Source organism: Neptuniibacter sp. QD48_55 (genome assembly GCF_047778115.1).
Taxonomy (GTDB): Bacteria; Pseudomonadota; Gammaproteobacteria; order Pseudomonadales; family Balneatricaceae; genus Neptuniibacter.
In genome coordinates, this window is the sequence record NZ_CP180555.1 from 2,631,810 (window position 1) to 2,654,731 (window position 22,922).

General features: G+C 44.1%; 22 protein-coding genes and 1 tRNA gene. 10 read left to right on the plus strand and 13 right to left on the minus strand.

Features of this window, described 5'->3' with window-relative positions:
• Positions 1 to 8 precede the first annotated feature (8 nt).
• Complete coding sequence (gene yjgA / locus ACMXYW_RS12210) at positions 9 to 533, plus strand: ribosome biogenesis factor YjgA (protein ID WP_415904236.1); 525 nt, start codon at positions 9 to 11, stop codon at positions 531 to 533.
• On the opposite strand, the gene ACMXYW_RS12215 is transcribed toward yjgA, so the two are convergent.
• The 7 genes from ACMXYW_RS12215 to ACMXYW_RS12245 all read right to left on the minus strand — a co-directional run bounded on the left by ACMXYW_RS12215 (position 530) and on the right by ACMXYW_RS12245 (position 9,799).
• The gene (locus ACMXYW_RS12215; RefSeq protein ID WP_415904237.1) at positions 530 to 1,360 is read right to left on the minus strand and encodes a carbon-nitrogen hydrolase family protein; all 831 of its coding nucleotides are present in this window, start codon (positions 1,358 to 1,360) and stop codon (positions 530 to 532) included. The two genes, yjgA and ACMXYW_RS12215, sit on opposite strands and share 4 nt — an antisense overlap.
• Positions 1,353 to 5,219, minus strand: coding sequence for a YhdP family protein (locus tag ACMXYW_RS12220; protein WP_415904238.1), 3,867 nt, complete (start codon positions 5,217 to 5,219; stop codon positions 1,353 to 1,355). Before ACMXYW_RS12220 ends, ACMXYW_RS12215 begins: the two co-directional genes overlap by 8 nt.
• An 18-nt stretch (positions 5,220 to 5,237) precedes the next feature.
• Entirely contained in the window at positions 5,238 to 6,704 is a 1,467-nt protein-coding gene (gene rng, locus ACMXYW_RS12225; protein WP_415892242.1) for a ribonuclease G, read from the minus strand.
• Between the two features lie 9 nt (positions 6,705 to 6,713).
• Entirely contained in the window at positions 6,714 to 7,298 is a 585-nt protein-coding gene (locus ACMXYW_RS12230) for a Maf family protein (protein WP_415895731.1), read from the minus strand.
• A gap of 14 nt (positions 7,299 to 7,312) precedes the next feature.
• Complete coding sequence (gene mreD, locus ACMXYW_RS12235) at positions 7,313 to 7,810, minus strand: rod shape-determining protein MreD (RefSeq protein WP_415904239.1); 498 nt, start codon at positions 7,808 to 7,810, stop codon at positions 7,313 to 7,315.
• Positions 7,807 to 8,613 carry a rod shape-determining protein MreC gene (gene mreC, locus ACMXYW_RS12240; protein ID WP_415904240.1) on the minus strand — a complete coding sequence of 269 codons (807 nt, stop codon included), beginning with the start codon at positions 8,611 to 8,613 and terminating at the stop codon, positions 7,807 to 7,809. Before mreC ends, mreD begins: the two co-directional genes overlap by 4 nt.
• Positions 8,614 to 8,761: 148 nt before the next feature.
• Entirely contained in the window at positions 8,762 to 9,799 is a 1,038-nt protein-coding gene (locus tag ACMXYW_RS12245; protein WP_007022323.1) for a rod shape-determining protein, read from the minus strand.
• Positions 9,800 to 10,022: 223 nt separating this feature from the next.
• Between ACMXYW_RS12245 and gatC the strand changes: the two genes are divergently transcribed.
• From gatC to gatB, 3 genes are read left to right on the plus strand one after another with little or no spacing between them, the layout of a single operon-like run.
• The gene (gatC, locus tag ACMXYW_RS12250) at positions 10,023 to 10,310 is read left to right on the plus strand and encodes an Asp-tRNA(Asn)/Glu-tRNA(Gln) amidotransferase subunit GatC (RefSeq protein WP_415882026.1); all 288 of its coding nucleotides are present in this window, start codon (positions 10,023 to 10,025) and stop codon (positions 10,308 to 10,310) included.
• A gap of 40 nt (positions 10,311 to 10,350) precedes the next feature.
• A complete protein-coding gene (gene gatA / locus ACMXYW_RS12255; protein WP_415904241.1) occupies positions 10,351 to 11,802 on the plus strand; it encodes an Asp-tRNA(Asn)/Glu-tRNA(Gln) amidotransferase subunit GatA in 1,452 nt (483 codons plus the stop codon).
• A gap of 14 nt (positions 11,803 to 11,816) precedes the next feature.
• Positions 11,817 to 13,271: an Asp-tRNA(Asn)/Glu-tRNA(Gln) amidotransferase subunit GatB gene (gene gatB / locus ACMXYW_RS12260; RefSeq protein ID WP_415898929.1), complete on the plus strand. Its 1,455-nt coding sequence runs from the start codon at positions 11,817 to 11,819 to the stop codon at positions 13,269 to 13,271.
• Positions 13,272 to 13,403: 132 nt separating this feature from the next.
• Here the strand turns inward: gatB and ACMXYW_RS12265 are convergent, their stop codons facing one another.
• Complete coding sequence (locus tag ACMXYW_RS12265) at positions 13,404 to 14,036, minus strand: TorF family putative porin (protein ID WP_415885461.1); 633 nt, start codon at positions 14,034 to 14,036, stop codon at positions 13,404 to 13,406.
• Positions 14,037 to 14,360: 324 nt separating this feature from the next.
• On the opposite strand from ACMXYW_RS12265, the gene ACMXYW_RS12270 reads away from it, so the two are divergent.
• Positions 14,361 to 14,822 carry a GNAT family N-acetyltransferase gene (locus ACMXYW_RS12270; RefSeq protein ID WP_415904242.1) on the plus strand — a complete coding sequence of 154 codons (462 nt, stop codon included), beginning with the start codon at positions 14,361 to 14,363 and terminating at the stop codon, positions 14,820 to 14,822.
• On the opposite strand, the gene ACMXYW_RS12275 is transcribed toward ACMXYW_RS12270, so the two are convergent.
• Complete coding sequence (locus tag ACMXYW_RS12275; protein ID WP_415904243.1) at positions 14,810 to 15,334, minus strand: hypothetical protein; 525 nt, start codon at positions 15,332 to 15,334, stop codon at positions 14,810 to 14,812. The two genes, ACMXYW_RS12270 and ACMXYW_RS12275, sit on opposite strands and share 13 nt — an antisense overlap.
• A gap of 440 nt (positions 15,335 to 15,774) precedes the next feature.
• Here ACMXYW_RS12275 and ACMXYW_RS12280 point away from each other — a divergent pair, with 440 nt between their 5' ends.
• From ACMXYW_RS12280 to folM, 4 genes are all read left to right on the plus strand, one after another.
• Complete coding sequence (locus ACMXYW_RS12280; RefSeq protein WP_415904244.1) at positions 15,775 to 16,824, plus strand: Glu/Leu/Phe/Val family dehydrogenase; 1,050 nt, start codon at positions 15,775 to 15,777, stop codon at positions 16,822 to 16,824.
• Between the two features lie 194 nt (positions 16,825 to 17,018).
• Positions 17,019 to 17,657, plus strand: coding sequence for a GTP cyclohydrolase I FolE (gene folE / locus ACMXYW_RS12285; RefSeq protein WP_415904245.1), 639 nt, complete (start codon positions 17,019 to 17,021; stop codon positions 17,655 to 17,657).
• Positions 17,658 to 17,670: 13 nt separating this feature from the next.
• Positions 17,671 to 17,988, plus strand: coding sequence for a DUF6482 family protein (locus tag ACMXYW_RS12290; protein WP_415904246.1), 318 nt, complete (start codon positions 17,671 to 17,673; stop codon positions 17,986 to 17,988).
• 17 nt (positions 17,989 to 18,005) lie between these two features.
• Positions 18,006 to 18,716 (plus strand): dihydromonapterin reductase, encoded by a 711-nt coding sequence (gene folM / locus ACMXYW_RS12295; RefSeq protein ID WP_415904247.1) that lies wholly within the window; start codon positions 18,006 to 18,008, stop codon positions 18,714 to 18,716.
• Between the two features lie 11 nt (positions 18,717 to 18,727).
• On the opposite strand, the gene ACMXYW_RS12300 is transcribed toward folM, so the two are convergent.
• On the minus strand, positions 18,728 to 19,510 hold the full coding sequence (locus tag ACMXYW_RS12300) for an SDR family NAD(P)-dependent oxidoreductase (protein ID WP_415904248.1): 783 nt from the start codon (positions 19,508 to 19,510) through the stop codon (positions 18,728 to 18,730).
• Positions 19,511 to 19,556: 46 nt separating this feature from the next.
• Here ACMXYW_RS12300 and ACMXYW_RS12305 point away from each other — a divergent pair, with 46 nt between their 5' ends.
• The gene (locus ACMXYW_RS12305) at positions 19,557 to 19,949 is read left to right on the plus strand and encodes a thiol-disulfide oxidoreductase DCC family protein (protein ID WP_415904249.1); all 393 of its coding nucleotides are present in this window, start codon (positions 19,557 to 19,559) and stop codon (positions 19,947 to 19,949) included.
• Here ACMXYW_RS12305 and ACMXYW_RS12310 read toward each other — a convergent pair.
• From ACMXYW_RS12310 to ACMXYW_RS12320, 3 genes are all read right to left on the minus strand, one after another.
• Positions 19,929 to 21,257 carry an ABC1 kinase family protein gene (locus ACMXYW_RS12310; RefSeq protein ID WP_415904250.1) on the minus strand — a complete coding sequence of 443 codons (1,329 nt, stop codon included), beginning with the start codon at positions 21,255 to 21,257 and terminating at the stop codon, positions 19,929 to 19,931. The two genes, ACMXYW_RS12305 and ACMXYW_RS12310, sit on opposite strands and share 21 nt — an antisense overlap.
• Positions 21,250 to 21,840 (minus strand): glutathione peroxidase, encoded by a 591-nt coding sequence (locus tag ACMXYW_RS12315; RefSeq protein WP_415898943.1) that lies wholly within the window; start codon positions 21,838 to 21,840, stop codon positions 21,250 to 21,252. Before ACMXYW_RS12315 ends, ACMXYW_RS12310 begins: the two co-directional genes overlap by 8 nt.
• A 953-nt stretch (positions 21,841 to 22,793) precedes the next feature.
• Positions 22,794 to 22,870, minus strand: a tRNA-Met gene (locus tag ACMXYW_RS12320).
• Positions 22,871 to 22,922: the final 52 nt, after the last annotated feature.

Consider the following 22,922-nt stretch of genomic DNA (forward strand, 5'->3'; position numbering starts at 1 on the left):
GAAATCACATGAGCGAAAACGACAATTTTGATCACCTACAGCCAGAATCTGAAGAGGAATGGCTAAGTAAAACTGATGTTAAAAAGCAGATGCATGCGCTACAGGATTTGGGTGCAAAGCTAACGAAGCTCAATAAAGAGCAACTTGATAAGCTTTCATTAGATGACCGCTTACGTAGTGCAATCGATGAGTTTCACCGCATTAAATCTAATGGCGCTCAAAAAAGGCATCTGCAGTTTATCGGCAAACTGCTACGCACTGAAGATAGCGAAGAGATTGAACAAGCTATCGGACTATTCGAAGCAGGTCATCAGGCGCATACCCAAGCGTTCCATAAATTAGAACGCTGGCGAGACCGACTGATAGGTGAAGGCAACAATGCACTTCAAGCCTATGTTGCCGAACATGAAAATGCCGATATTCAGCATTTACGTCAATTAATTCGTAATGCTCAAAAAGAACAGAAGCTGGAAAAGCCTCCTGCTGCAGCCAGAAAACTGTTTAAATATTTACGTGAAGTAGACGGTGTTTAAAAGCCCGCCTTAGCTCTATGCTGCATGACAGGCATGGCATCTCGCCTGTCTTGCACGCCTTTCAAATCAATATCGGCCAACACTAAGCCCTCACCTGCAACCTCTTTAACCGCAAGTATTTCCCCCCAAGGGTCAACAATCATCGAGTGTCCCCAACTTTTGCGGCTTGGACTGTGCTGTCCTCCCTGATTAGCAGCTAAGACATAGCATTGGTTCTCTATTGCCCTTGCACGCAATAAGACCTCCCAATGCGCTTCCCCAGTAACATAGGTAAAAGCTGAAGGAACCGTAATTATCTCAGCACCCATTTGGCGCAATCTCTGAAACTGCTCTGGAAACCTGAGATCGTAACAGATTGCTAGGCCAATACAGCCAAACGGAGTATCAACAGTAACGAGATCACTTCCCGCTTGAATAAAATCTGATTCCCTATAAGCCGCATGCGCATCAGCTACATCAACGTCAAAGAGGTGAATCTTATTATAAGAGGCTTTCAGCGCTCCTTGGCTATCAAAGACTAAGCAGCTAGCCCAAACTTTATCCTTTGTTTCATCACTTCCTTGGACCAATACAGGTACACTGCCAGCCACAATCCAAAGGCTATATTTCTTTGCTAGCAAAGATAATAGATTATGTATTCTTCGAGTTTTGACTTCATCCCTAGCCAAATCAATCAGAGCACGAGAATCTAGCAACGCAAAATTCTCAGGCAAAAGTAATAATTGCGCCCCCGAGTTAGCAGCTTCTTCTACTAAGCACTCAACAGTCTCTATATTAGTATCAACACTTTCTCCTGAAACCATTTGCGCAACTGCTAACTTAGCCATCTTGAAGCTCCGAATCTGCCTTAGGCTGCTCTTTCTTTTGATTTAAATCTATATCAATTTCCGGATTACCCCAATCACCGCTCATACGATATTTCACCGTAGAGAACTTAGCCAAAGGATCACCAATCAACTTATCAAACAGAAAAACCGCACCTGCTACCTGCGGTGCGCCGAGCAACACACTTACCAGAGGAATATTATCAGTAACAGGCAAAGCGACCTCAATCTCTTTATCAACTGTTTCATTGATTAGATTCAAGCTACCACTCATGGCCATATTGGCGGAAGGCCCGGTCATCATGAAAGGTGTGGATGTATGCGCTATACCATCTTTAATAGAGTAATCTGCTTTCATCTCATCAAAAGCGACACCGGTCTTAACAAGATCGGTAAAGTCTAACCTAAGCCTACGCCCTAATGATTGCAGATTTAAAATACCGAAGATGCGAAGAATATTACCTGAATTACCCACATCAAGCAGACGCCCATTCTTGGCCGTAAACTGCATTTCACCATTCGACCTACCTACTTCAAACTTCCAAGGAGCTCCGCTCCATGAAAGCTGTAAGTAGGCATTTAGGCTTTTGGTTTCTAGGGTATCCGAGATACCCCATGCGTCGAGAACTTTACCAAAATCCTGACTATCTAGTTTTACTGTAAGGTCGGAGAGTTCTTTACCATTTTTATCCCAACGCAATTCGCCCCTAACCGAAGAACCGTGCATATTGCCTGAAATATCTTTCACTACAGCCCCTGAAGGGGTTGGCCTTAATATAAATCGCCAACTTCCCAAAGGAAGATTATTAAGTTCGAAGTTGTCGACGCTAAAATCGAGCTTAGGTAAAACTGTAGGATCTACAGGCGGCGTGATCGCAGCAACACTCTGCTCACTATCACTTTCATCTTTCTCAATCCGGAGATGGCCTAGTTTAACCTTATAAGGCTTGTCAGAATCCTCTGGCATCCAGAGCTTACCACCTACTTGAGGGCTATTAGCTGTTAGCATCCAACCACCAACATCAGGTGTAAGAATTACTTTAAGCTGATCCAGCACAATATCTTCAAAACTAAACTGGCCAATCTGTAAATCGACTTCTTTTAATAAATTATCTGATTGCGCTGGCTCAGATTTAGCAGCCGTATTCCCGGTAAAACCAGCTGTTTGGAAAAACTGCTCCAGCTGATCATAATCGAGCATCGAAACTCGACCGTTTACCCAAATTCCCTGCGCCGTTGGCAAAGCAGGTCTATCACCACCTAAAGTGAAGCGCCCTCTTGAGACCTTCTTATTGCTATTCAGCATTACGCCACGTAGTTGATTGCCTAAGTTAAAACGTACAACACTTCGATCATCTTTAAATTGGCGGCCTAAATCACTGATAATGGTTAACTGACTGGACTGAGCAGCTGTTTTCGCAAGTGGCGACGGTGCTGATAAGGCGATACCTTTCAAATCACTCTTGATAACTAATTGATTACAGCTTTTACCCGGACACATATCCAATCGAGCACTATAAGAGAGCTTCCCTTGAGCAACCCTTAAAAGATCTAAGTCTAACCATTTTTGTAAATAGTCAGCTTTCACCGCACCACGAATATCAATGGCAGTTTTACGTTTCTGAGTACTAATAGCAGCAGTGATAGGTTGTTCAAACAATCTCGCATCAAGCTTCTTAGAGGAAAGGCCATTGGAGGAACTGTATCTCACAGATCCAGTGATGTTAGAAAAATCAATTCCCTCTTGTTTGGAATGGAAACGCCCCTTTGCAATTGAGGAATTCACATCAACTTTTGGCGTTTTATTGCCCTTGAGAGGTAAATCAATCTCAATACGGGTCGCGGTATCACCTTCCATTGCCCAAGCCGCTAACTCATCACCGACCTCTTTTCGTAGCGGACTTTGAGTTAATAAGCGTTCTATATCTTTTGTTGAGCCATTAACACTACCTGCAATAAGTAGTTTATCAGTAGAAACTGGTAGATGAACCCAAGCGAAATCAATATCAGAACTGTAGATTTTCCCGCCTTTGGCCTCAGCAGTTAACTCTCCATTTCGAAAGAAAACGAAACTATCCGCCTTGTTAATTTCAGGCCAACCCGGCTGATATTCAAAAGACGCCTCACTCAGATCAAAGAACATCTGCACACTAGGCAATTGGTAATCATCCAATCGTGAGCGAGTAACACCATTTAGTACAAACCCCGCCTGATTGATACGCCCTTGCTTAATAGCTGCTACTAGCCAATCGTAAGTCTTTATACCCACTTCCTTTGGAGGAATGTAATATTTAGCATGCAAACCATCGCTGTTTTGCATACCGATTTGTAGGTTTAAAAGAGGCTGTTCGTCACGTGAAAAAGGCAGATAAATACTAAAGCGCCCAGACGCAGAAACACCTTCGTTTTTCAAACGAAGTAATTGGGAAGCAACCACCACGCCTTTGTCTTCAAAACGCCAACCTATTACACCTTCAGCATGTTGATACTGCCAGCGGTAATCAAACAACGTAGGGTATTGCATGATGAAATCATCGCTTTGTAGATGAATTTCTCCTCCAGCAATATCGGCTTTTAATAATCCGTTAATTCCTTTTAGCTCAGGCACATCCCCCCAAGCATCAATACCTACATTGTTAAGGTCCGCAAGTAACTTAAAATCTGATAATTCAGCATCTTTGCCCCAAGATACCAATAAGTTTTCCAAAATCCCTTCCGCCGATAGCGTATCTACTACCTGAATAGCAGATTTCTGTAAGAAAGGTTGTTTGATGATCAGATCCGATAAGCGCTGCAGATCAATACGGTCGATCATCAACTTTTGTGGTTTGATCGCAATCCCATTTCGAACAAGATCCAAGCTCATTCGGGGCAAGGTAAATTGTTCTTCAGCAGCGCCTATTATCAGATCGGTAATCTGCAACTGAAAGCTATGATCCCTTCGCACCAGCGCACTTTGAACGGCAAATTGCTCAAATACGTAGTCCTGATAAGCAAAGTTCTCTATGGAAGTTTTACCCGTTAGGTACGCTAATTTTCCTTTATAGCTTTGTCCCCAAATTTCCTGTTCAGCCTGCAAACCATCTAACTGAACATCTATTAGTTTTAACCAAGGATTGAGCAACTGCTGATCAAGCCCAGATAGCTTTAGATAAAAATTCGCTGCCTTTTCTGTAGGATCACCTTCAACTTCAGCTACGAACTTCAGATCTGCTTTGCCCGATGCCGTCACTAGGTCCGCATCAACTTTAAGCTGATGCAGTACACCATCATGTTGAAGATGTAGCTGTATCGGCTCAACAATTATTTCATCACCGCTTTTAGGGATCATAACAATACGCGTATTCTCAATATTGATCGCACGCTGCATTAATAGAAAAGATAAAAGGTCGGAGCTTTTATGGGATTTAGCCCCCCGCTCTGTTTTTGCTTCTAACGACGGAAGATCTTGAGTTGATGCAGTAATATCTTTAGAAACAAGTGTTTGATCATACTTCAACGTCAAGCCTTGAAGATCAAACTGAGAAAACACAGGTGTGAGTGCCTTTAACGAGGCCCCTGTATCTAGGGCAACAACACCCTCCAGTAAACCAAAGGAAGCACCTGCTTCTGCTTCTATTTGATCTACCGATACACCACGAAGAGAAATGACGGGCTGCCAGCCTCGCCACTCACCTGCGATGCTTGAAATATGAACTTGCGCAGAAAGTTGTTCAGATAAATTTTGCTGGATATCTAATCGATACTGATCAACATCTTCTACCAAAATTTTGATGCAGAACAGCAAGAGCGCCACAATTGCTGCAAGCGCAGCAAGTCCCCAATACAGGAACCAAAAGACAGAATGAGCGTGGCGTTTCACTAGCAATCCTTTTTAGCTTTAGCGCAAAACAACATCGAAGTTTTCAGCGTTATACATAGGCTCCACCTGAAAACGAATCGTCTTGCCTATGAAAGCTTCTAACTCCGCTACATGGTTGGAAGCATCATCAAGCAGATAATCAACTACAGGCTGCGCTGCTAGTACTAAATAACTATCCGTATCATAGGCCCTATGCTGGCGAAGGATCTCACGGAAGATTTCATAACAAACCGTTTCAGGCGTTTTGATTGACCCTCGCCCCTGACATTCGCTACAAACATCACAGAGCACCTGCTCCAAACTCTCACGAGTACGCTTACGGGTCATCTCAACCAAACCAAGATCGGATACACCTGTAACTTTACATTTCGCATGGTCGCGTTCTAGCACACGTTCTAGCGTTCTAAGTACCTGGCGTTGGTGATCAGCATCTTCCATATCGATAAAGTCGATGATGATAATACCGCCAAGGTTACGTAAACGAAGTTGACGACCGATCGCTGTTGCAGCCTCAAGGTTCGTTTTAAAAATCGTTTCTTCAAGATTTCGATGACCAACAAATGCACCGGTATTCACATCAACCGTCGTCATCGCTTCTGTTTGGTCAAAAATAAGGTAACCACCGGACTTTAGCTCTACTTTGCGCCCTAAAGCTCTTTGAATTTCCTCTTCAACATTAAAGAGGTCAAAAATAGGCCGTTCACCTGGATAATACTCAAGCGTATCAGCAACTTCAGGCACCAGCGTTTTGACAAAGTCTTCCGCTTTTTGGAATGTCTCTTTGGAATCAATTCTGATCTTCTCTAAGCCTGAGTGAGCCATATCTCGTAGCGCCCGCATATTCAGCGGTAGGTCTTCATAGATAACACTTGGCGCTTTAGCTGTTGCGATTTTCTCCTTAATAGAAGCCCATAAACGTCTTAAAAACTGAGTATCAGCTTCCAACTCTGCTTCCGCAGCACCCTCAGCCACCGTACGCAAGATAAACCCAGCAGGCTCGCCATCGTCGGTGGATACAAGTTTTTTCATGATCGCACGTAATCGATCACGCTCTTCCATATCTTCTATTCGTTGAGAAACACCAACATGACTGTTACCGGGCATACACACCAGATAACGAGAAGGAAGAGAAAGGTGAGTAGTTAGGCGAGCACCTTTAGTACCAATAGGATCTTTGGTTACCTGAACAAGCAACGATTGGCCTTGACGAAGCACTTGTGCAATGGAGGTATTAGCCTTTTCTTCATGCGTGGCACTTTGAGAAAGCACCTCTTCAACATGGATAAATGCTGCACGCTCTAAACCAATATCAACGAATGCAGCCTGCATCCCTGGTAAAACGCGTACAACTTTACCTTGGTAAATATTGCCGACAATACCTCTACGATGAACACGCTCTACATATACTTCTTGCGGCATCCCATTTTCGATAACCGCAACCCGAGTTTCCATCGGTGTAAAGTTGATCAGTATCTCTTCGCCCATGCCCTATCCTTAATTCTTTTGCGAATGCCAGATGCGAATACCCGCCTGCACTAACATTTCAGCCGTTTCTGTCAGAGGTAAACCCACTACTGCAGAATAGCTACCCTTAATCTCTTCAACAAACACAGCGCCAAATCCTTGAATACCATAAGATCCAGCTTTATCTTGCGGTTCTCCGGAACGCCAATAAGCTTCACATTCGGCTAGTGAAATTTCCCGAAAACGAACGTTGGTTGTGACTACAACAGATCGCGTTTGTTCCGATGTCACCACCGCAACCGCCGTGAGTACTTGGTGAGTATTACCCGATAGCCTTTGAAGCGTTTCTATTGCTTCATTTTGATCAGTTGGTTTGCCCATAATCCTACCATCAAGCACAACGGTAGTATCAGAACCTAACACTGCTTTAGAGCCATCAGTTAAATCAAAGCAAACTTGCGCTTTTTCAATCGCTAATCGCTCAACATAATCCATTGCTAGTTCAGCATCTCTAACATCTTCACAGATATCAACAGGCTTTACAGAACATTGCACTCCAATCTGATCGAGTAATGCTTTTCGTCTTGGGGAAGCTGAGGCAAGAATCAATTCCATTTAAAGGCCTTCCTTTAGCGTATTCGGAACAAACGGCGAATACCGCGTAAAAAAACAAACAACCAAGGCCATAGCAGCCCACTGATTAAGCAAGGCAGAAGGAATATCAAGCTCTCACCCGTATAACCTGTGAACGCCTGCATCCAATGAAACAATAACTGATTGATACCCACCAGCACCATCACCATCATGGCCTGCTGTATGACGGGAAACATTCTAAGTCTTTGATGTAAAAGTAATGTTAAAAAGGCAATAATCGTCAGTGATAGTGCATTTAGACCTAAGACACTGCCCTTAATAACATCTAGAAACAAACCCAAGAAAAAAGCCATCCCCATGCCAACACGATGGGGTAACGCCATGACCCAATAGATAAGGATCATCGCTACCCACTCGGGGCGCGCCCACTCAAGGTAGTAAGGCAGAGGCATCTGGCTCAGCATTAGGCCGATCAGAAAAGTGGCAAGGATAATTAGTCCACCACCCGAAGCAGCAGGCGACCCAGGCGTCACTCACTCACCTCTTGCGGTTGGGGTAGAAGTTTAGTTTCAATGTCAGGCTCAACTTTAGGTTCTGGCATTTTCACTAACAACAGATGACGGGATTTATCCAATAACGCCGTCGGTTTAATGGTCACTTTGGTGAACTGCTGACCAGGGTCTCGAATCACTTCAGATACAATTGCCACAGGGTAGCCACGCGGAAATCTCTGAGCCAAACCTGAAGTGATAACCAAGTCGCCTTTTTCAATATCGGCCGTATCTGGTACATGATTGAGCTCTAACTCATCTAACTGCCCCTTACCAAGCGCTATAGAACGAAAACCATTGCGATTAATTTCTACAGGCAAGGCGTGTCGAGCATCAGTAATCAGCATAACGCGGCTCGTGTAATGAGAGATCTCTGTCACTTGTCCCATAACACCACCAGCATCCAAGATAGGCTGACCAACAGTGACCGCATTTTCACTGCCTTGGTTAATAATCACCTGATGCTGGAAAGGATCGGGGTTAACTCCGATCAACTCAACCAATTCAACTTCTTCATCAACCCGTTTACTACCACGAAGCAGTGCTCGCAAGCGGTTATTTTCTTGACGAAGTGCGGCGTTTTGCTGGACTTTACGCTCCAACTGTAACGCCTCGGACTTTAACTTGGCGTTTTCTTTTATAAGAAGGCTACGGTCAACCACAACATCCGAGACCTCACCCGCAACACGGCTTGGAATATCAACAATCCACTGCAACGGCGTTAAAAGTAGGGATAGATAGGCGCGACCTTCTCTGACTTTAGCTGAATAGAGATCAGCAGCCATCAGCGCAAAGGCAAAAATAACCAGGAAAAAGAAAAAACGGCCAGAAGATCGGCCGAGGAATATAGTCTTAATAACTCACCCCCTGACATATGTGGATATGTCGGAGGCAAGTATCAAAGATCAGGCTGGAATCAATATCACACATGGGTTAATCATGGCTAACTAGCTCGAAGCCATGCTTATCCAATAGCTCCAGAGCACGACCACCACCACGCGCTACGCATGTAAGCGGGTCTTCAGCAACGATTACAGGTAGACCTGTTTCTTCGCTAATCAAACGATCGATATTACGCAATAGTGCGCCACCACCGGTCAATACAATACCACGCTCAGCGATATCAGAAGCCAATTCTGGTGGGCATTGTTCCAATGCACTTTTAACAGCTTGAACGATCGCAGAAAGCGGCTCTTGAAGCGCTTCTAAGATCTCGTTGCTGTTAAGCGTAAAGCTACGCGGAATACCTTCAGCTAGGTTACGCCCACGCACATCAATTTCGTGCATTTCGGAAGATGGGTAAGCCGTGCCGATCTCTTGCTTGATACGCTCAGCAGTCGAATCACCAATCAAGCTACCGTAGTTACGACGAACGTAAGTCACGATGTACTCATCAAAACGGTCACCACCTAGGCGAACGGAGTCCGCATAAACGATACCATTCAAAGAGATAACAGCGATTTCGGTCGTACCACCACCGATATCAACAACCATTGAGCCGCTTGCTTCATCAACAGGCAAGCCTGCACCGATTGCAGCAGCCATTGGCTCATCGATTAGATAAACTTCACGTGCTCCTGCACCCATCGCCGATTCTTTGATCGCACGACGTTCTACTTGGGTAGATTTGCAAGGCACACACACCAATACACGAGGGCTTGGTGTTAGGAAATTAGTGTCATGAACTTTACTGATAAAGTACTGCAGCATTTTTTCTGTCACGTGGAAGTCGGCAATAACGCCGTCTTTCATTGGACGAATAGCTGTGATGGAACCGGGTGTACGACCCAGCATACGTTTTGCGTCAGCACCTACTGCAGCGACAGATTTTTGATTACCAGTCTGGCGAATCGCGACAACAGACGGTTCATCAAGAACAATATCCTTATCGCGGACATAAATCAGTGTATTTGCAGTGCCCAGGTCAATGGACAGATCGCTGGAAAAAAGACCACGAATTTTCTTGAGCATGTACAGGGAGTCCTAAGAAATTCTGCAGGTATAGCCGCTATATCCTGAAAACACGTAACTCTAACAACGGCAGGCGCTTTGAGCAAGGCGAAAATCAGTAAAACTACTTAAAAACACTGGCTAAATTATCTTCATGAAGCTTTGACGATATGGTAACGTACATCTTTAAGTTTTTTCCCTTTATGCATTCTCATAAAGCCACCCCTATAAGCGAGAGTAAATTATGTCTCTGGATCGCTCTGATGTGGACAAAATCGCCCATCTGGCGCGCCTTCAAATTGAAGAACAGGACACTCCTGAATACGCGCAAAATCTGACAAATATTCTGGATCTGGTAGATCAGATGCAGGCTGTAGATACAACTGATGTATCACCAATGGCACACCCCCTAGATGCTGTACAACGCTTACGCAGCGATGACGTTACTGAAGAAAACAACCGAGAGCAGCTGCAATCTGTAGCACCTGCTGTAGAGAACGGCTTGTTCTTAGTACCTAAAGTTATTGAGTGATACCCATTCAGCCAGAATATTGATTAAGGATAAGTATTCCATGTTTGAAAAAACACTTGCCGAATTAGCTCAAGGGCTGAAGACGGGTGATTTTAGTAGTGTTGAATTAACCCAAGCCTACCTAGAACGCATCAAGGCTGAAGACGGTAAATACAACAGCTACATTACAGTGACTGAAGAGCAAGCTTTAGCTCAAGCTAAAGCAGCAGACGAAGCCATTGCCGCAGGTACAGCAGGCACATTTACCGGCTTGCCGATTGCGCACAAAGACATCTTCTGTACACAAGGCGTTCGCACGAGTTGTGCATCAAAGATGCTTGATAACTTTGTTGCGCCTTACAACGCGACTGTTATTAACAAATTCAATCAGGCTGGTGCGGTCATGTTGGGTAAAACCAACATGGACGAATTTGCCATGGGCTCCTCCAACGAGAGCAGCTTCTACGGTGCAGCTAAAAACCCTTGGAACACTGACTGTGTCCCAGGTGGCTCATCTGGCGGTTCGGCAGCTGCGGTATCAGCGCAACTAGCTCCTGCTGCAACAGGCACAGATACAGGTGGCTCTATCCGTCAGCCTGCTGCGCTTTGCGGTATTACCGGCCTTAAACCAACTTATGGCCGTGTTTCTCGCTTCGGCATGATCGCATTTGCGTCCTCCCTTGATCAGGGTGGTCCAATGACTAAAACCGCTGAAGATGCAGCGATGATGCTAAACGTAATGGCTGGTTTCGATAAGCACGATTCCACTTCTGTAGATCGTGAAGTGCCAGATTACACAGCTGACCTTGAAAAACCTCTAGACGGCCTACGCATCGGCCTACCAAAAGAGTTTTTCATGGATGATATGGATTCCGATATTGCTGCACATACGCAAGCAGCGATTAAAGAGTTTGAAAAGCTTGGCGCAACAGTGAAAGAGGTCAGCCTGCCAAATACAGCGCTCTCGATCCCTGCTTATTACATTATCGCGCCCGCTGAAGCTTCTTCTAACCTATCTCGTTTCGATGGCGTACGTTACGGCTATCGCTGTGAAGATCCGGTTGATCTAGAAGATCTATACAAACGCAGCCGTGGTGAAGGTTTCGGACCTGAAGTTAAGCGCCGCATTATGGTTGGTGCTTATGCTCTGTCTGAAGGTTTCTACGATGCTTACTACAACAAAGCTCAGCAGATCCGCCGTTTGATCCGTGACGACTTCGCTAAAGTACTTACCGAAGTTGATGTCATCATGGGCCCAACAACACCTCACCCTGCTTTTAAACTGGGTGAAAAAACATCTGATCCAGTAACGATGTACATGGAAGATATCTTCACCATCTCCCTAAACCTTGCAGGCCTTCCAGGCATGTCTGTTCCTTGCGGCAGTGTTAATGGTCTACCAACAGGTCTTCAGATCATTGGCGACTATTTTGCTGAACAGAAACTGCTAAATGTTGCACATCAGTTCCAGTTGGCGACTGATTGGCATAAACAGACACCACAAGGCATCTAAGAGGTTTATTTACTATGGAATGGGAAGCGGTAATCGGGCTTGAGATTCACGCCCAGCTAGCGACAAACTCCAAAATCTTTTCCGGTGCCAGCACAGCGTTTGGTGCCGAACCCAATACACAAGCGTGCGCGGTAGACCTAGCACTACCGGGCACACTGCCTGTATTTAACGAAGAAGCACTGCGCATGGCCGTAAAATTCGGCCTAGCTGTAGATGCAGAGATCGGCCGTAGATCTGTTTTTGACCGTAAAAACTACTTCTATCCTGATCTACCAAAAGGCTATCAGACCAGTCAATTGTTCCACCCTATCGTAGGCGTAGGACACATTGACATAACTCTAGAAGATGGTACGGAGAAGCGCATCGGCGTAACACGTGCTCACCTAGAGGAAGATGCAGGCAAGTCGATTCACGATGAATTCCCAGGCATGACAGGTATCGATCTTAACCGTGCCGGCACACCGTTACTTGAGATCGTATCAGAGCCAGATATGCGCAGCCCAGAAGAAGCTGTGGCTTATGTACGTAAGATCCACTCGATTGTAACCAGCCTAGGCATCTGTGATGGCAACATGGCAGAAGGTTCTTTCCGCTGTGACTGTAACGTATCGGTTCGCATCAAAGGCGAAGAAGAGTTTGGTACTCGCACAGAGACTAAAAACATCAACTCTTTCCGCTTTATCGAAAAAGCGATCACAGGTGAGATCGAACGCCAAATTGACCTACTGGAAGATGGCGGCCGTGTAGTCCAAGAAACTCGCTTGTACGATGCAGACAAAGATGAAACACGCTCAATGCGTTCTAAAGAGGAAGCGAACGACTACCGTTACTTCCCTTGTCCAGATCTGCTGCCAATCGAGATCGATGATAGCTACATCGAAGCGGTACGCGATTCTCTACCTGAATTACCGGATGCGCGCAAAGCTCGCTTTATCGAAGAGTACAAACTGAGCGATTACGATGCGATGGTACTTTCAGGCGATCGCACTATGGCTGAGTACTTTGAAACTGTAGCCAAAGCATCTAAGGACGCAAAACTATCTGCAAACTGGGTTATGGGTGAGCTATCTAAAATGCTTAACCAAAATGATACGGTTATCGCTGACAGTCCTGTATCAGCAGATCAACTCGGCGGCCTGCTTGCACGCATTAAAGACAACACGATCTCTGGCAAAATTGCCAAGCAAGTGTTTGAAGTTATGTGGAACGAAGGCGGCAGCGCAGACGAAGTCATCGAAGCTAAAGGCCTTAAGCAAGTAACAGACAGCGGCGCTATCGAGAAGATCGTTGATGATGTGATTGCTAACAGCGGCCCTCAGGTAGAACAGTATGTAAATGCTGAGCCAGAGAAACGCGGCAAGATGATTGGCTTCTTTATGGGCCAAGTAATGAAAGCCTCTCAAGGCAAAGCCAACCCTGGCCAAGTTCAAGGTGTTCTAAAGCAAAAACTAGATGCACTTTGCTCTTAAGCAAAGAATCTAGCAAAACTAAAAAATGCCGTGCTTAGCACGGCATTTTTATTTGCACCTCAGCCAAAAAAAAGCCCATCCGAAGATGGGCAAAAATTCCTAGCATGTGTACATCAATCAAAGGCGCTCAAATTAGAAATCGAACGTTTTGCTGATTGAGAAAGCAACTGTGTTAGAACCACCTAGATCATCGTCTGGATTGATGTAAGCAACGTTCATATCTAGACCTTCGTAAGTTAAGCCATAACCTAGCTCTACGTAATCACCTTCGTAATCTTTACCGAAAGAACCGTAAGTTAGGTAAGCGCCTTCATATTCACCTGTTAGTGCAACAAATGAGTAGTCAGCTTCAGCAGTGCCAGAAGGCTGATCTTCTGTACCTAGCGTAACCTCAAGATTCAAAAAGCTGTAACCAACATTTAGGTTAAGCTCGTGATAATCAGTTTCAGCTTCAGTGTAAAAATAACCTGTATATCCAATGCTGTACGCGAAATCCCCAGCTTCGCCCGCGTAACCGCCGTAGATATCGTACTCAATATCTTCGTCAGCCAAGTTAGTTTCACCTACAGCCCAGATACCAGCATATAGACCATTATCTGCTTCGTAGTCGATACCGCCCATCATAGTTGGGCCATCAGAGTAATCCACACCACGGAAGTAATATTCGCTCATCGCGCCAATATTCGCAGACAGACCTGCTTCAGCCATAACAGAAGCAGATAATAAACCCGCAGCAATCAAAGATTTAGTGGTAGATTTAACCATGATGTTGTCCCCTCAAAATAATATTACATAATTACCACCTATAAAGCACAGCACGTGCCAACTCAAAATAACACTTTAAAAACAAGCATTTAGAAAAAAACCGCTGAGTATTGAGCAACCACAATCAAACCTATGCACCAAATTCGAACTCTATTTTTGTGCACATGCACCAAACATAAGCACATCCCAATATGTATGCTTTCGATATAATCAAACGATCTCCAAAAAATGATCGCATTATGCAAGAGCAATCTACTCTGTAGAATCCGAGAACAAATAAAGATAACTATTAGAAAGACTTTCTAAAGTGAGAATTAAGTAACAATGAAATCTAACATCAGTTTTCATTCCGCTGTCGGTAAAGAACTTCAATCACCAGATCTTGGGCGTTTCTATAAACGAAATGGCCATAAGGGGCGCATTCAACCCTATGATCATTGTATTTGGTTAACCCTAGAAAAGGAGATAGTCGCAGCAACTAGGCTTTCAACTATAGAAGAGCAGAACATTACAGAACTAAGTGAATTAATAATTCTGAGAGGCTTATGGGTAGGAAAAAAACATAGAGGGCTAGGACTAGGCAGCTTATTATTAAATAAGATCCTTACTCAGCAGATAACGCCAGAGGTAACTCTTTATTGCTTTGCCTATGAGAGCGCAATTCCCTTCTACAAAAAACATGGTTTTAAAACCGCCACTGAATCAGCACCCTCTTTTCTACTGCAAAAACAAAAGACCTATTACAGTAGAGGTAGCAAAACTCAGATTATGGCTTACAACAGATAAGGTAGATCTGTAAGTTCACATTCAATGAAGACACTTTGCTCTAACCAATCTGCGACTGAGCCCGCTGAATCAGATAAAAACTCCCCTATATCTTCAGCAATACCGGCAGGGAGAATCATAGGAAAAGGAAGTATTTCCCCCTGATGAGTTGAGATAACCATCATATGGGGCAATCTTGCAGAATGGTCCAAAAGTTGCGAACAATGTTCGTTAGTAAACCGATCGTCGGCCCCAGATAACACTAAGAAACGTCTATCTGACTGCTCCAATAGAACCTTATGTAGGTCTGACAAAAATCCTTTCGGAGAGGAGCCTACATAAATAATCGGCAAGGAAAAATCTTCGATTTTAGGCTGATGCCTATCAGCCAGCAAAATAACCGAGGTGATTTCTTGGGGCAACTGTTCTAACACATACTCAATATAGAGCAAATCCATATCGTAGCGCATCGCAGCAGAGCGCCCTTCGCTGTCCAAATCACCTCCGACAAAAACTATCGCGTTAACTTCCATCTGTTAAATAAACCTCAGGGTTAGGTTAATTCCGTTATAAGTATAACCAGTGGCTATGATTTCGCTTATTTTCCAGCATGATAGATTAAACACACTGTGTTCTTGGCATTAGATCACTGGTAGTATTCCGCTTATTGCAGCCTCACAAGGGCCTGCTGATATCACACATTGTGTATTTAATTATCTGGTTGCGATCCAACCTAGAGGTAAATCCTTATGACTGTTTTTGTTAAAAAGTCACTACTCTCTTCTTTGATAGCCAGCCAAGCCGAAACGCTTCAATTGTTGGATTGCTAAACCTTAAAGCAGTCGTTGGTAACCTAACCCTTTCAGCTTTTCTCAGCCGAACACCACCGAATCTGCTTAATATCTTTTACCAGTAACACCAATACTCTTTCGAACTCCATTCATTGGACGATAGAGAAGCTTCAGGAATTGTAATGACTATTTTCAACCACCCTGAATTCGATCAACACCAACAGATCGTCTTCTGTAACGACTCAGAAACAGGCTTAAAAGCCATAATCGCAATTCACAACACCCATCGCGGCCCTGCTTTAGGTGGATGCCGAATGTGGAACTACGCTAATGACGAAGAAGCTCTAACTGATGTACTGCGTTTATCCAAAGGAATGACTTACAAATCCGCTTTGGCCAACCTTGCTTTAGGTGGCGGAAAATCCGTTATCATTGGCGATCCGCATAAACACAAAAATGAAGAACTCTTGGCCGCAATGGGGCGTTTTTTAGAGCAAACCGGCCACCAATATATAGCCGCAGAAGATTCAGGAACATCCGTGCCAGACCTGAAAATAATGGGGCAATATACCGCCAATGTTGCAGGGGTGACAGAACGTCCAGGAATCGATGGTCATCCCTCTAACGGCGACCCATCACCAGCAACGGCATATGGAACATTTATAGGTTTAAAAGCAGCCGTAAAGCATCGACTAAACATCACTGATCTCAAAGGACTTAAAGTCGCGATACAAGGTGTTGGGAACGTGGGGTACCGTCTAGCTGAATACCTCCATAAAGAAGGCGTCGAGCTATTTGTAAGTGATATCAATCCAGAGCAGGTAAAAAAAGCAGTTAACGAGCTAGGAGCTAAGGCTGTCCCACTAGAACAAATACTGCTGCAGGAGGTTGATGTAGTCGCACCTTGCGCCTTAGGTGCAAGCTTGAATGATGAAACCATCCCACAGATCAAAGCAAAAGTTATTGCCGGCGCAGCTAATAACCAATTAGCACGGCCCCATCACGATCATGAATTACATAAGCGTGGCATTCTCTATGCGCCAGATTACGCCATCAATGCAGGCGGAATCATTGATATATCCTATGAGCGCAGTGGGTATGATGCGGAAAAAGCCAAAGCACATATTGAAGGCATCGGAGATACGCTCAACGAAATCTTTAATCGTTCGACAAAGGAAAATCGCCCTACGGGTGAAATTGCAGATGAACTTGCTGTTGAACGTTTGAGATAACTCTAACCATCAAGCCACACACAGAAGCTGGCATTTAGCGATGTCAGCTTTTTTCACACCCCTCTTTTTTGTTTCACACTCCCTTTTAAGAATCAGGGTCAACTCCCCCTTCCTCCTCATAAAGCGCTACAATTTTATTGATCTAGATCAATATTTATCTCGTACTATGGACAAATACAGTTAGGGGTAACATCATGATTTCAGCAGAAGCCACTGCCGTCCGAGACCAACTTATAGAAAAAGGATTAGAGACTCCGACCGTCGAATCTCCTCTAACCCAAGACGAAAAGTACGAACGAATAAAAGGGCTTATGACTGAAGTTGCAAGCACCTTAGGTCTTAACCTAGAAGACGATAGTTTGAGAGAAACCCCTCATCGCGTAGCGAAGATGTATGTGTATGAGATTTTCTCTGGTCTGGATTATGAGAATTTTCCAGCGATAGCTATGATCGAAAACAAAATGGATGTGGACGAGATGGTCAAAGTCCGCGATATCAATCTGGTAAGTTCTTGCGAGCATCATTTCGTTACGATTGATGGCACCGCAAAAGTTGCTTATATCCCCAACAAAAAGATTATTGGTTTATCTAAAATCAATCGATTGGTTCGGTTTTTCAGCCAACGTCCCCAAGTTCAAGAGCGCCTAACGAAGCAAATTCTAATTGCACTCCAAACTTTATTGGAAACAGACAATGTAGCTGTTTCGATCTCCGCTACACATTATTGCGTTAAATCACGAGGTGTAATGGACGTGAATTCAGCTACTGAAACCACTGCTCTTGGCGGCATATTTAAGACCAATGAACGCACAAGAGCAGAGTTTCTAACTTAGGTAGGAGCTAGCTATGAAGCTGCAAATAGAAGATATACACGACCTAGAGCCGATAGATAAAGTTGTTATTCACTCACTGGATTGGATGCTTTATCAAGTCACAGTAGAAGCGGAAGGACAAGAACGTCTCCTATATCAAGGCAACGATCCCTTTAAAAGTCGCAGTCTTCTTGAGATACAAGAGATCTTTCAATTTGTCGATGTTGAGCACTACACACTTCGCAGACCCAACAGCGCTTATGACGAAATGGTCGGACAGCCTCCAAGCGTTTTCCCAGATAGCTTTGAAACCTCTCTACCTTGGAAACAACTTGCTGACACGCGTCACTAATACGGATACCAGAAAAGATGGTCAACAACTCAAAACCAATCCTTATCACTGGCGTAGGCAAACGTATCGGGTTTGCATTGTGCAAACATTTTATACAGCACGGCATCCCTGTTATTGGAACGTATAGGACCTATTACGATAATTTAGAGGAGATCTCTGATGCCGACCTGATTGAGTGTGACTTTTATAAACAAGAAGACCTCAATCATCTTATCGACCATGTAAAAAGTAACTACACCAGCCTTAGGGGCATTATTCACAATGCTTCAGACTGGCTACCTGAAACCAGCAAGCATTCCCCTGAAGACATCTTTAACAAAATGATGATGATCCATGCCGGCGTTCCTTACCAACTTAATTTGGCACTAAAACCCCTGCTAGAAAATTGCGAATCTACAACCGACATCATTAATATTACTGACTATGTTGTCGACAAAGGTAGCGATAAACATATCGCTTATGCTGCGAGCAAAGCGGCACTCAGCAATATGACCTTATCCTTTTCATCTCTGCTCGCACCAAAGGTCAAAGTGAATGCTATTGCGCCTTCCTTGATTATGTTTAACCCTGAAGACGACAGTGCCTATAAAGCCAAAGCGTTGGACAAATCTCTTTTAAAAATTGCGCCTGGTACTGAAGAGATAATTAAAGCGGTAGATTATCTGCTGGACAGCAAGTACATGACTGGCAGAACACTGTCTTTAGATGGTGGTAGGCATATCCGTTAGGTAATTCCGCATTAGGGGAGTATCTCTGCACCATCCCATGCAAATACTCTCCCGCTTTGTTCAGGCCGTAGCGTCTCTATGACTCTTAGCAAATAGCTAGCAGATTGCTCAGGAGTAAATAACTTTTCTGCTGGAACCTTACTCTGAAATGGCTGGGACAACACTGTGTTTACTGTACCCGGATGCAAACCAACGGTGATAGATTGAGGAAGTTTTCTCTGCGTTTCTATCGATAAAGTTTTTAGAAGCATATTCAGAGCACTTTTACTGGCTCTGTAACCATACCAACCACCCAAGCGGTTATCGCTTATACTTCCCACCCGTGCAGAAATCACAGCAAATACAGCCTTGCCCTTTTTATTAAGCAAAGGAACAAGCTGCTGCGCAATTAACATAGGCGCTGTGGCATTAATATGGAAAAGCTTCTGGAAATTTTCCATATTAATCTGGCTGAGGCGTTTTTCAGGCTGAGTTTGCTCATCATGGAGAAGTCCAGAACAAACCAAGACCAAATCAAGCTCTATGCTTTCTAGGAGCACGCCCAATTGAGAAATGCTCTTTTCCGAATAGAGATCGACATAACCATAAGTTATCTTGTCGTTGTGTAACTCTATTGGCTTCTCTGCTGACAAGCGTGAAAAAGCAAATATATGCCCAACTTCCGGATCTTGAAGAAGCCGCTTAATCAGTGCTGATCCTATCCCACCTGTAGCGCCTATTAACACTACATTTTTCAGTCTTTTGTTTACACTGTTCATATAAACTAATACGGCGTAAACACCTGAACCGATCAAAGGATTCTGTCGTAACAGATTAATAAACCAGTTGTGAATAAACACTATGTTGCAAGAATCAAAAGCTAAACCGATCGTATTTTTCGACGGTGGTTGCCCTCTATGTAAAAAAGAGATTCATCATTACCAACGAGTAGATACTGATAGTTCTATTGAATGGGTGGATATCAATTTAAATCCAGAGCGCTTATCTGATCACAATATAGAACTAAACGCAGCGATGGAGAGGCTTCATAGTATCAATAGAGATGGTACAACCATCACAGGTGTCGCAAGCTTCCTCTTAATTTGGGAAAACCTTACGCGTTATAAAAGAATTGCTAGTTTAATAAGGGCCCTAAAATTAGAGCCCTTATTAGAGTTTATATACACACGCTTCGCAGCATGGCGTTTTAAAAAACGCTGCAATGATCAATGCTCACCAATATCGAGAAACTAATCGATTCATATCAATTGAAGCATTAAAACGCGTCGCCATGAGATACAACCCAGCTATTTTTCGATGAAGGAAAAGTATATCCGGTGGTGGTGAGTGCCATGCATCAGGATCGCTACTAATCGAAAGACCTTTATCTCTAATTTTTTCCGCCAATTGCGAACCTGAAAAATCATAGTTTCCTTTAAACCTCAAAGGCTCAGTCGCAAGAATAAAGACATCCAAAACGACATCGAGATTTTTTACTTCCTTACCCTGAGCAAAAAAACCTAGCTTATCTAATGCTGAGGCCAATGCTGTTCGATCTTCGACAGTAGCTGCGTGCAATGCTTTTTGATAGTTATCAACAAAAAAAGGTTCAAACTCACGCGTGGCCCCAAAGTCTAAAAGCACTAACTGCTTGCTCTCTAGGTTATAGAGAAAATTAGCTAAATTAGGATCTGTTTGCACACAGCGATAGTCTAGAAATTCAGCAAAAAACAACTCCATCATCAAAGACATCACGCGATTCCGCTCTTCTTGAGAAGCGTAAGCTAATTTATCTATGGACTGTCCCTGCATATAACTCATACATAGGATTTGATCGGTCGAAAGATCCTCATGATATACAGGGAACATCAACTCTTCTCGCCGAGAGAAAGTAGCCATGTTCGCAGCGTAATTTCGTAGTTGCTGGCCTTCATGGCGATAATCCGCTTCAAGCTTTAATTGTCTCCGAGCTTCATCAACCAGTGGGGTTAGATCTAAGTCCTTGGGAATCAAGCCGCTGAAACGTAATAGTCCGAAAACATTATCTAAATCACTATCGATACTCTCTCTGACACCAGGATATTGGATTTTTATCGCGAGCTCCCTGTTATCGAGCGTTAAGCCTTTATGGACTTGTCCGATCGAAGCGGCTGCAATAGGCTTAAAACTAAAACGCTGGAATTGATCCTGCCACTCATCCCCCCAATTTTTTTCCAGTACATCTAATAACTGAACAGCTGGCATAGTGACCGCATCGGCTCTTAATCGCTCTAGCAATACAGCCATATCAGGCGGAACTAAACTTCCTGCATCCATCGAAAGCAATTGCCCAGCCTTCATAGCAGCACCACGCATAGTGGCCAGCTTATCTGCTAGCTGTTTTAAGTTTTTCTCGGAGATAAGGAGATCTCTTATTGCTGGTGATTTGCCTTGCATAAGCTCTTTACCACCATCCACCAGCATATTTCCGGCAACTTTGCTTGCTAGAACCCCTAACTTACTTAGTCGTGAGATCCTTGAGGTAGGAACCGCTTTTGTATTTTGATCAAACAACTCATCCATTAGGTAAATTCGCCTCAATGAGATTAACCAAGCCTTTATCTGAAGGCCTAGTGAAGCTTTTGAAATTAGCGATTAATTCGCCTTCTGGGGAGATAAGGTATTTATGGAAATTCCATCCGGGGTACTGCCCATCTGCCAAACTTGCTAAGTGCTGATAAAAAGGGTGAGCCTTACCCTTAATAGCGTGAACTTTCTCAAACATAGGAAACTCAACGCTGTAGGTTAAGCGGCAAAAATTAAGGATCTGTTTTTCAGTACCAGGCTCTTGACCGGCAAAATCATTAGACGGAAAACCAAGTACGACAAAACCCGAGGAATTATATTTTCGATAGAGCTTCTCAAGACCATCATACTGAGGCGTAAAAGCACATTTACTGGCGGTATTAACGACGAGTATGAGCTTTCCAGAATATGCTTCGCATAGGTTTTCGTATTGATCTTGACCTAGTCGTTTAAAGCGGTAGTTAAGCAGATCGGGACATGCCTGACCTTGTTCAGCTTCAACAACTTCTGCTGAGGCTGGCCTGATAAAAAGCAGCGAGCAAAACAGAAACATGATGATTGAAGATACAGCCCAATTCATAGCTTTCCTCCGGATTCCTTTCCAAATGCATACGAACAAAATAAGCATACGGATTATGCAACCGGGGTAAAGACCACATCTGATATTTGTATCGCTCTACGACAAGAGGGGCCGTGAGAACTGAAACTTTCTGGGTCGACTGAAAATAAGGGAGCCTAGAAACGAAAAAGCCGACTTAGAATTAACTAAATCGGCTTAACCTGAATTTGGTAGCGGGAGCTGGATTGGGACCAACGACCTTCGCCCGGGGTTACAAGAGCTGAGCCCGACTAGCTACCAAGCCGCTCCACACAATTACTATACCCCAGAAACGAAAAAACCGACTTAGAATTAACTAAATCGGTTTAATCTGAATTTGGTAGCGGGGGCTGGATTGGTACCAACGAACTTCGCCCGGGGTTACAAGAGCTGAGCCCACGAGCTAACAAGCGGCTCCACTCAAATTACCATACCCCAGAAACGAAAAAACCGACATAGAATTAACTAAATCGGCCTAATCTGAATTTGGTAGCGGGCTGGATTGCGACCAACAACCTTCGCCTAGAGTTACAAGAGCTGAGCCCGACGAGCTAACAAGCTGCTCCACACAATTACCATACCCCAGAAACGAAAAAGCCAACTTAGAATTAACTAAATCGGCTTAATCTAAATTTGGTAGCGGGGGGCTGGATTGCGATCAACGACCTTCGCCCGGGGTTACAAGAGCTGAGCCAGACGAGCTAACAAGCAGATCCACTCAAATTACCATACGCCAGAAACGAAAAAACCGACTTAGAATTAACTAAATCGGCTTAATCTGAATTTGGTAGCGGGGGCTGGATTGGGACTAACGACCTTCGCCCGAGGTTACAAGAGCTGAGCCCGACGAGCTAACAAGCAGATCCACTCAAATTACCATACCCCAGAAACGAAAAAACCGACTTAGGATTAGCTAAATCGGTTTAATCTGAATTTGGTAGCGGGGGCTGGATTTGAACCAACGACCTTCGGGTTATGAGCCCGACGAGCTACCAAGCTGCTCCACCCCGCATCAACGTGGCGCGTATATTATAGATGCTTACCCTAAACCACAAGCCTTTTTT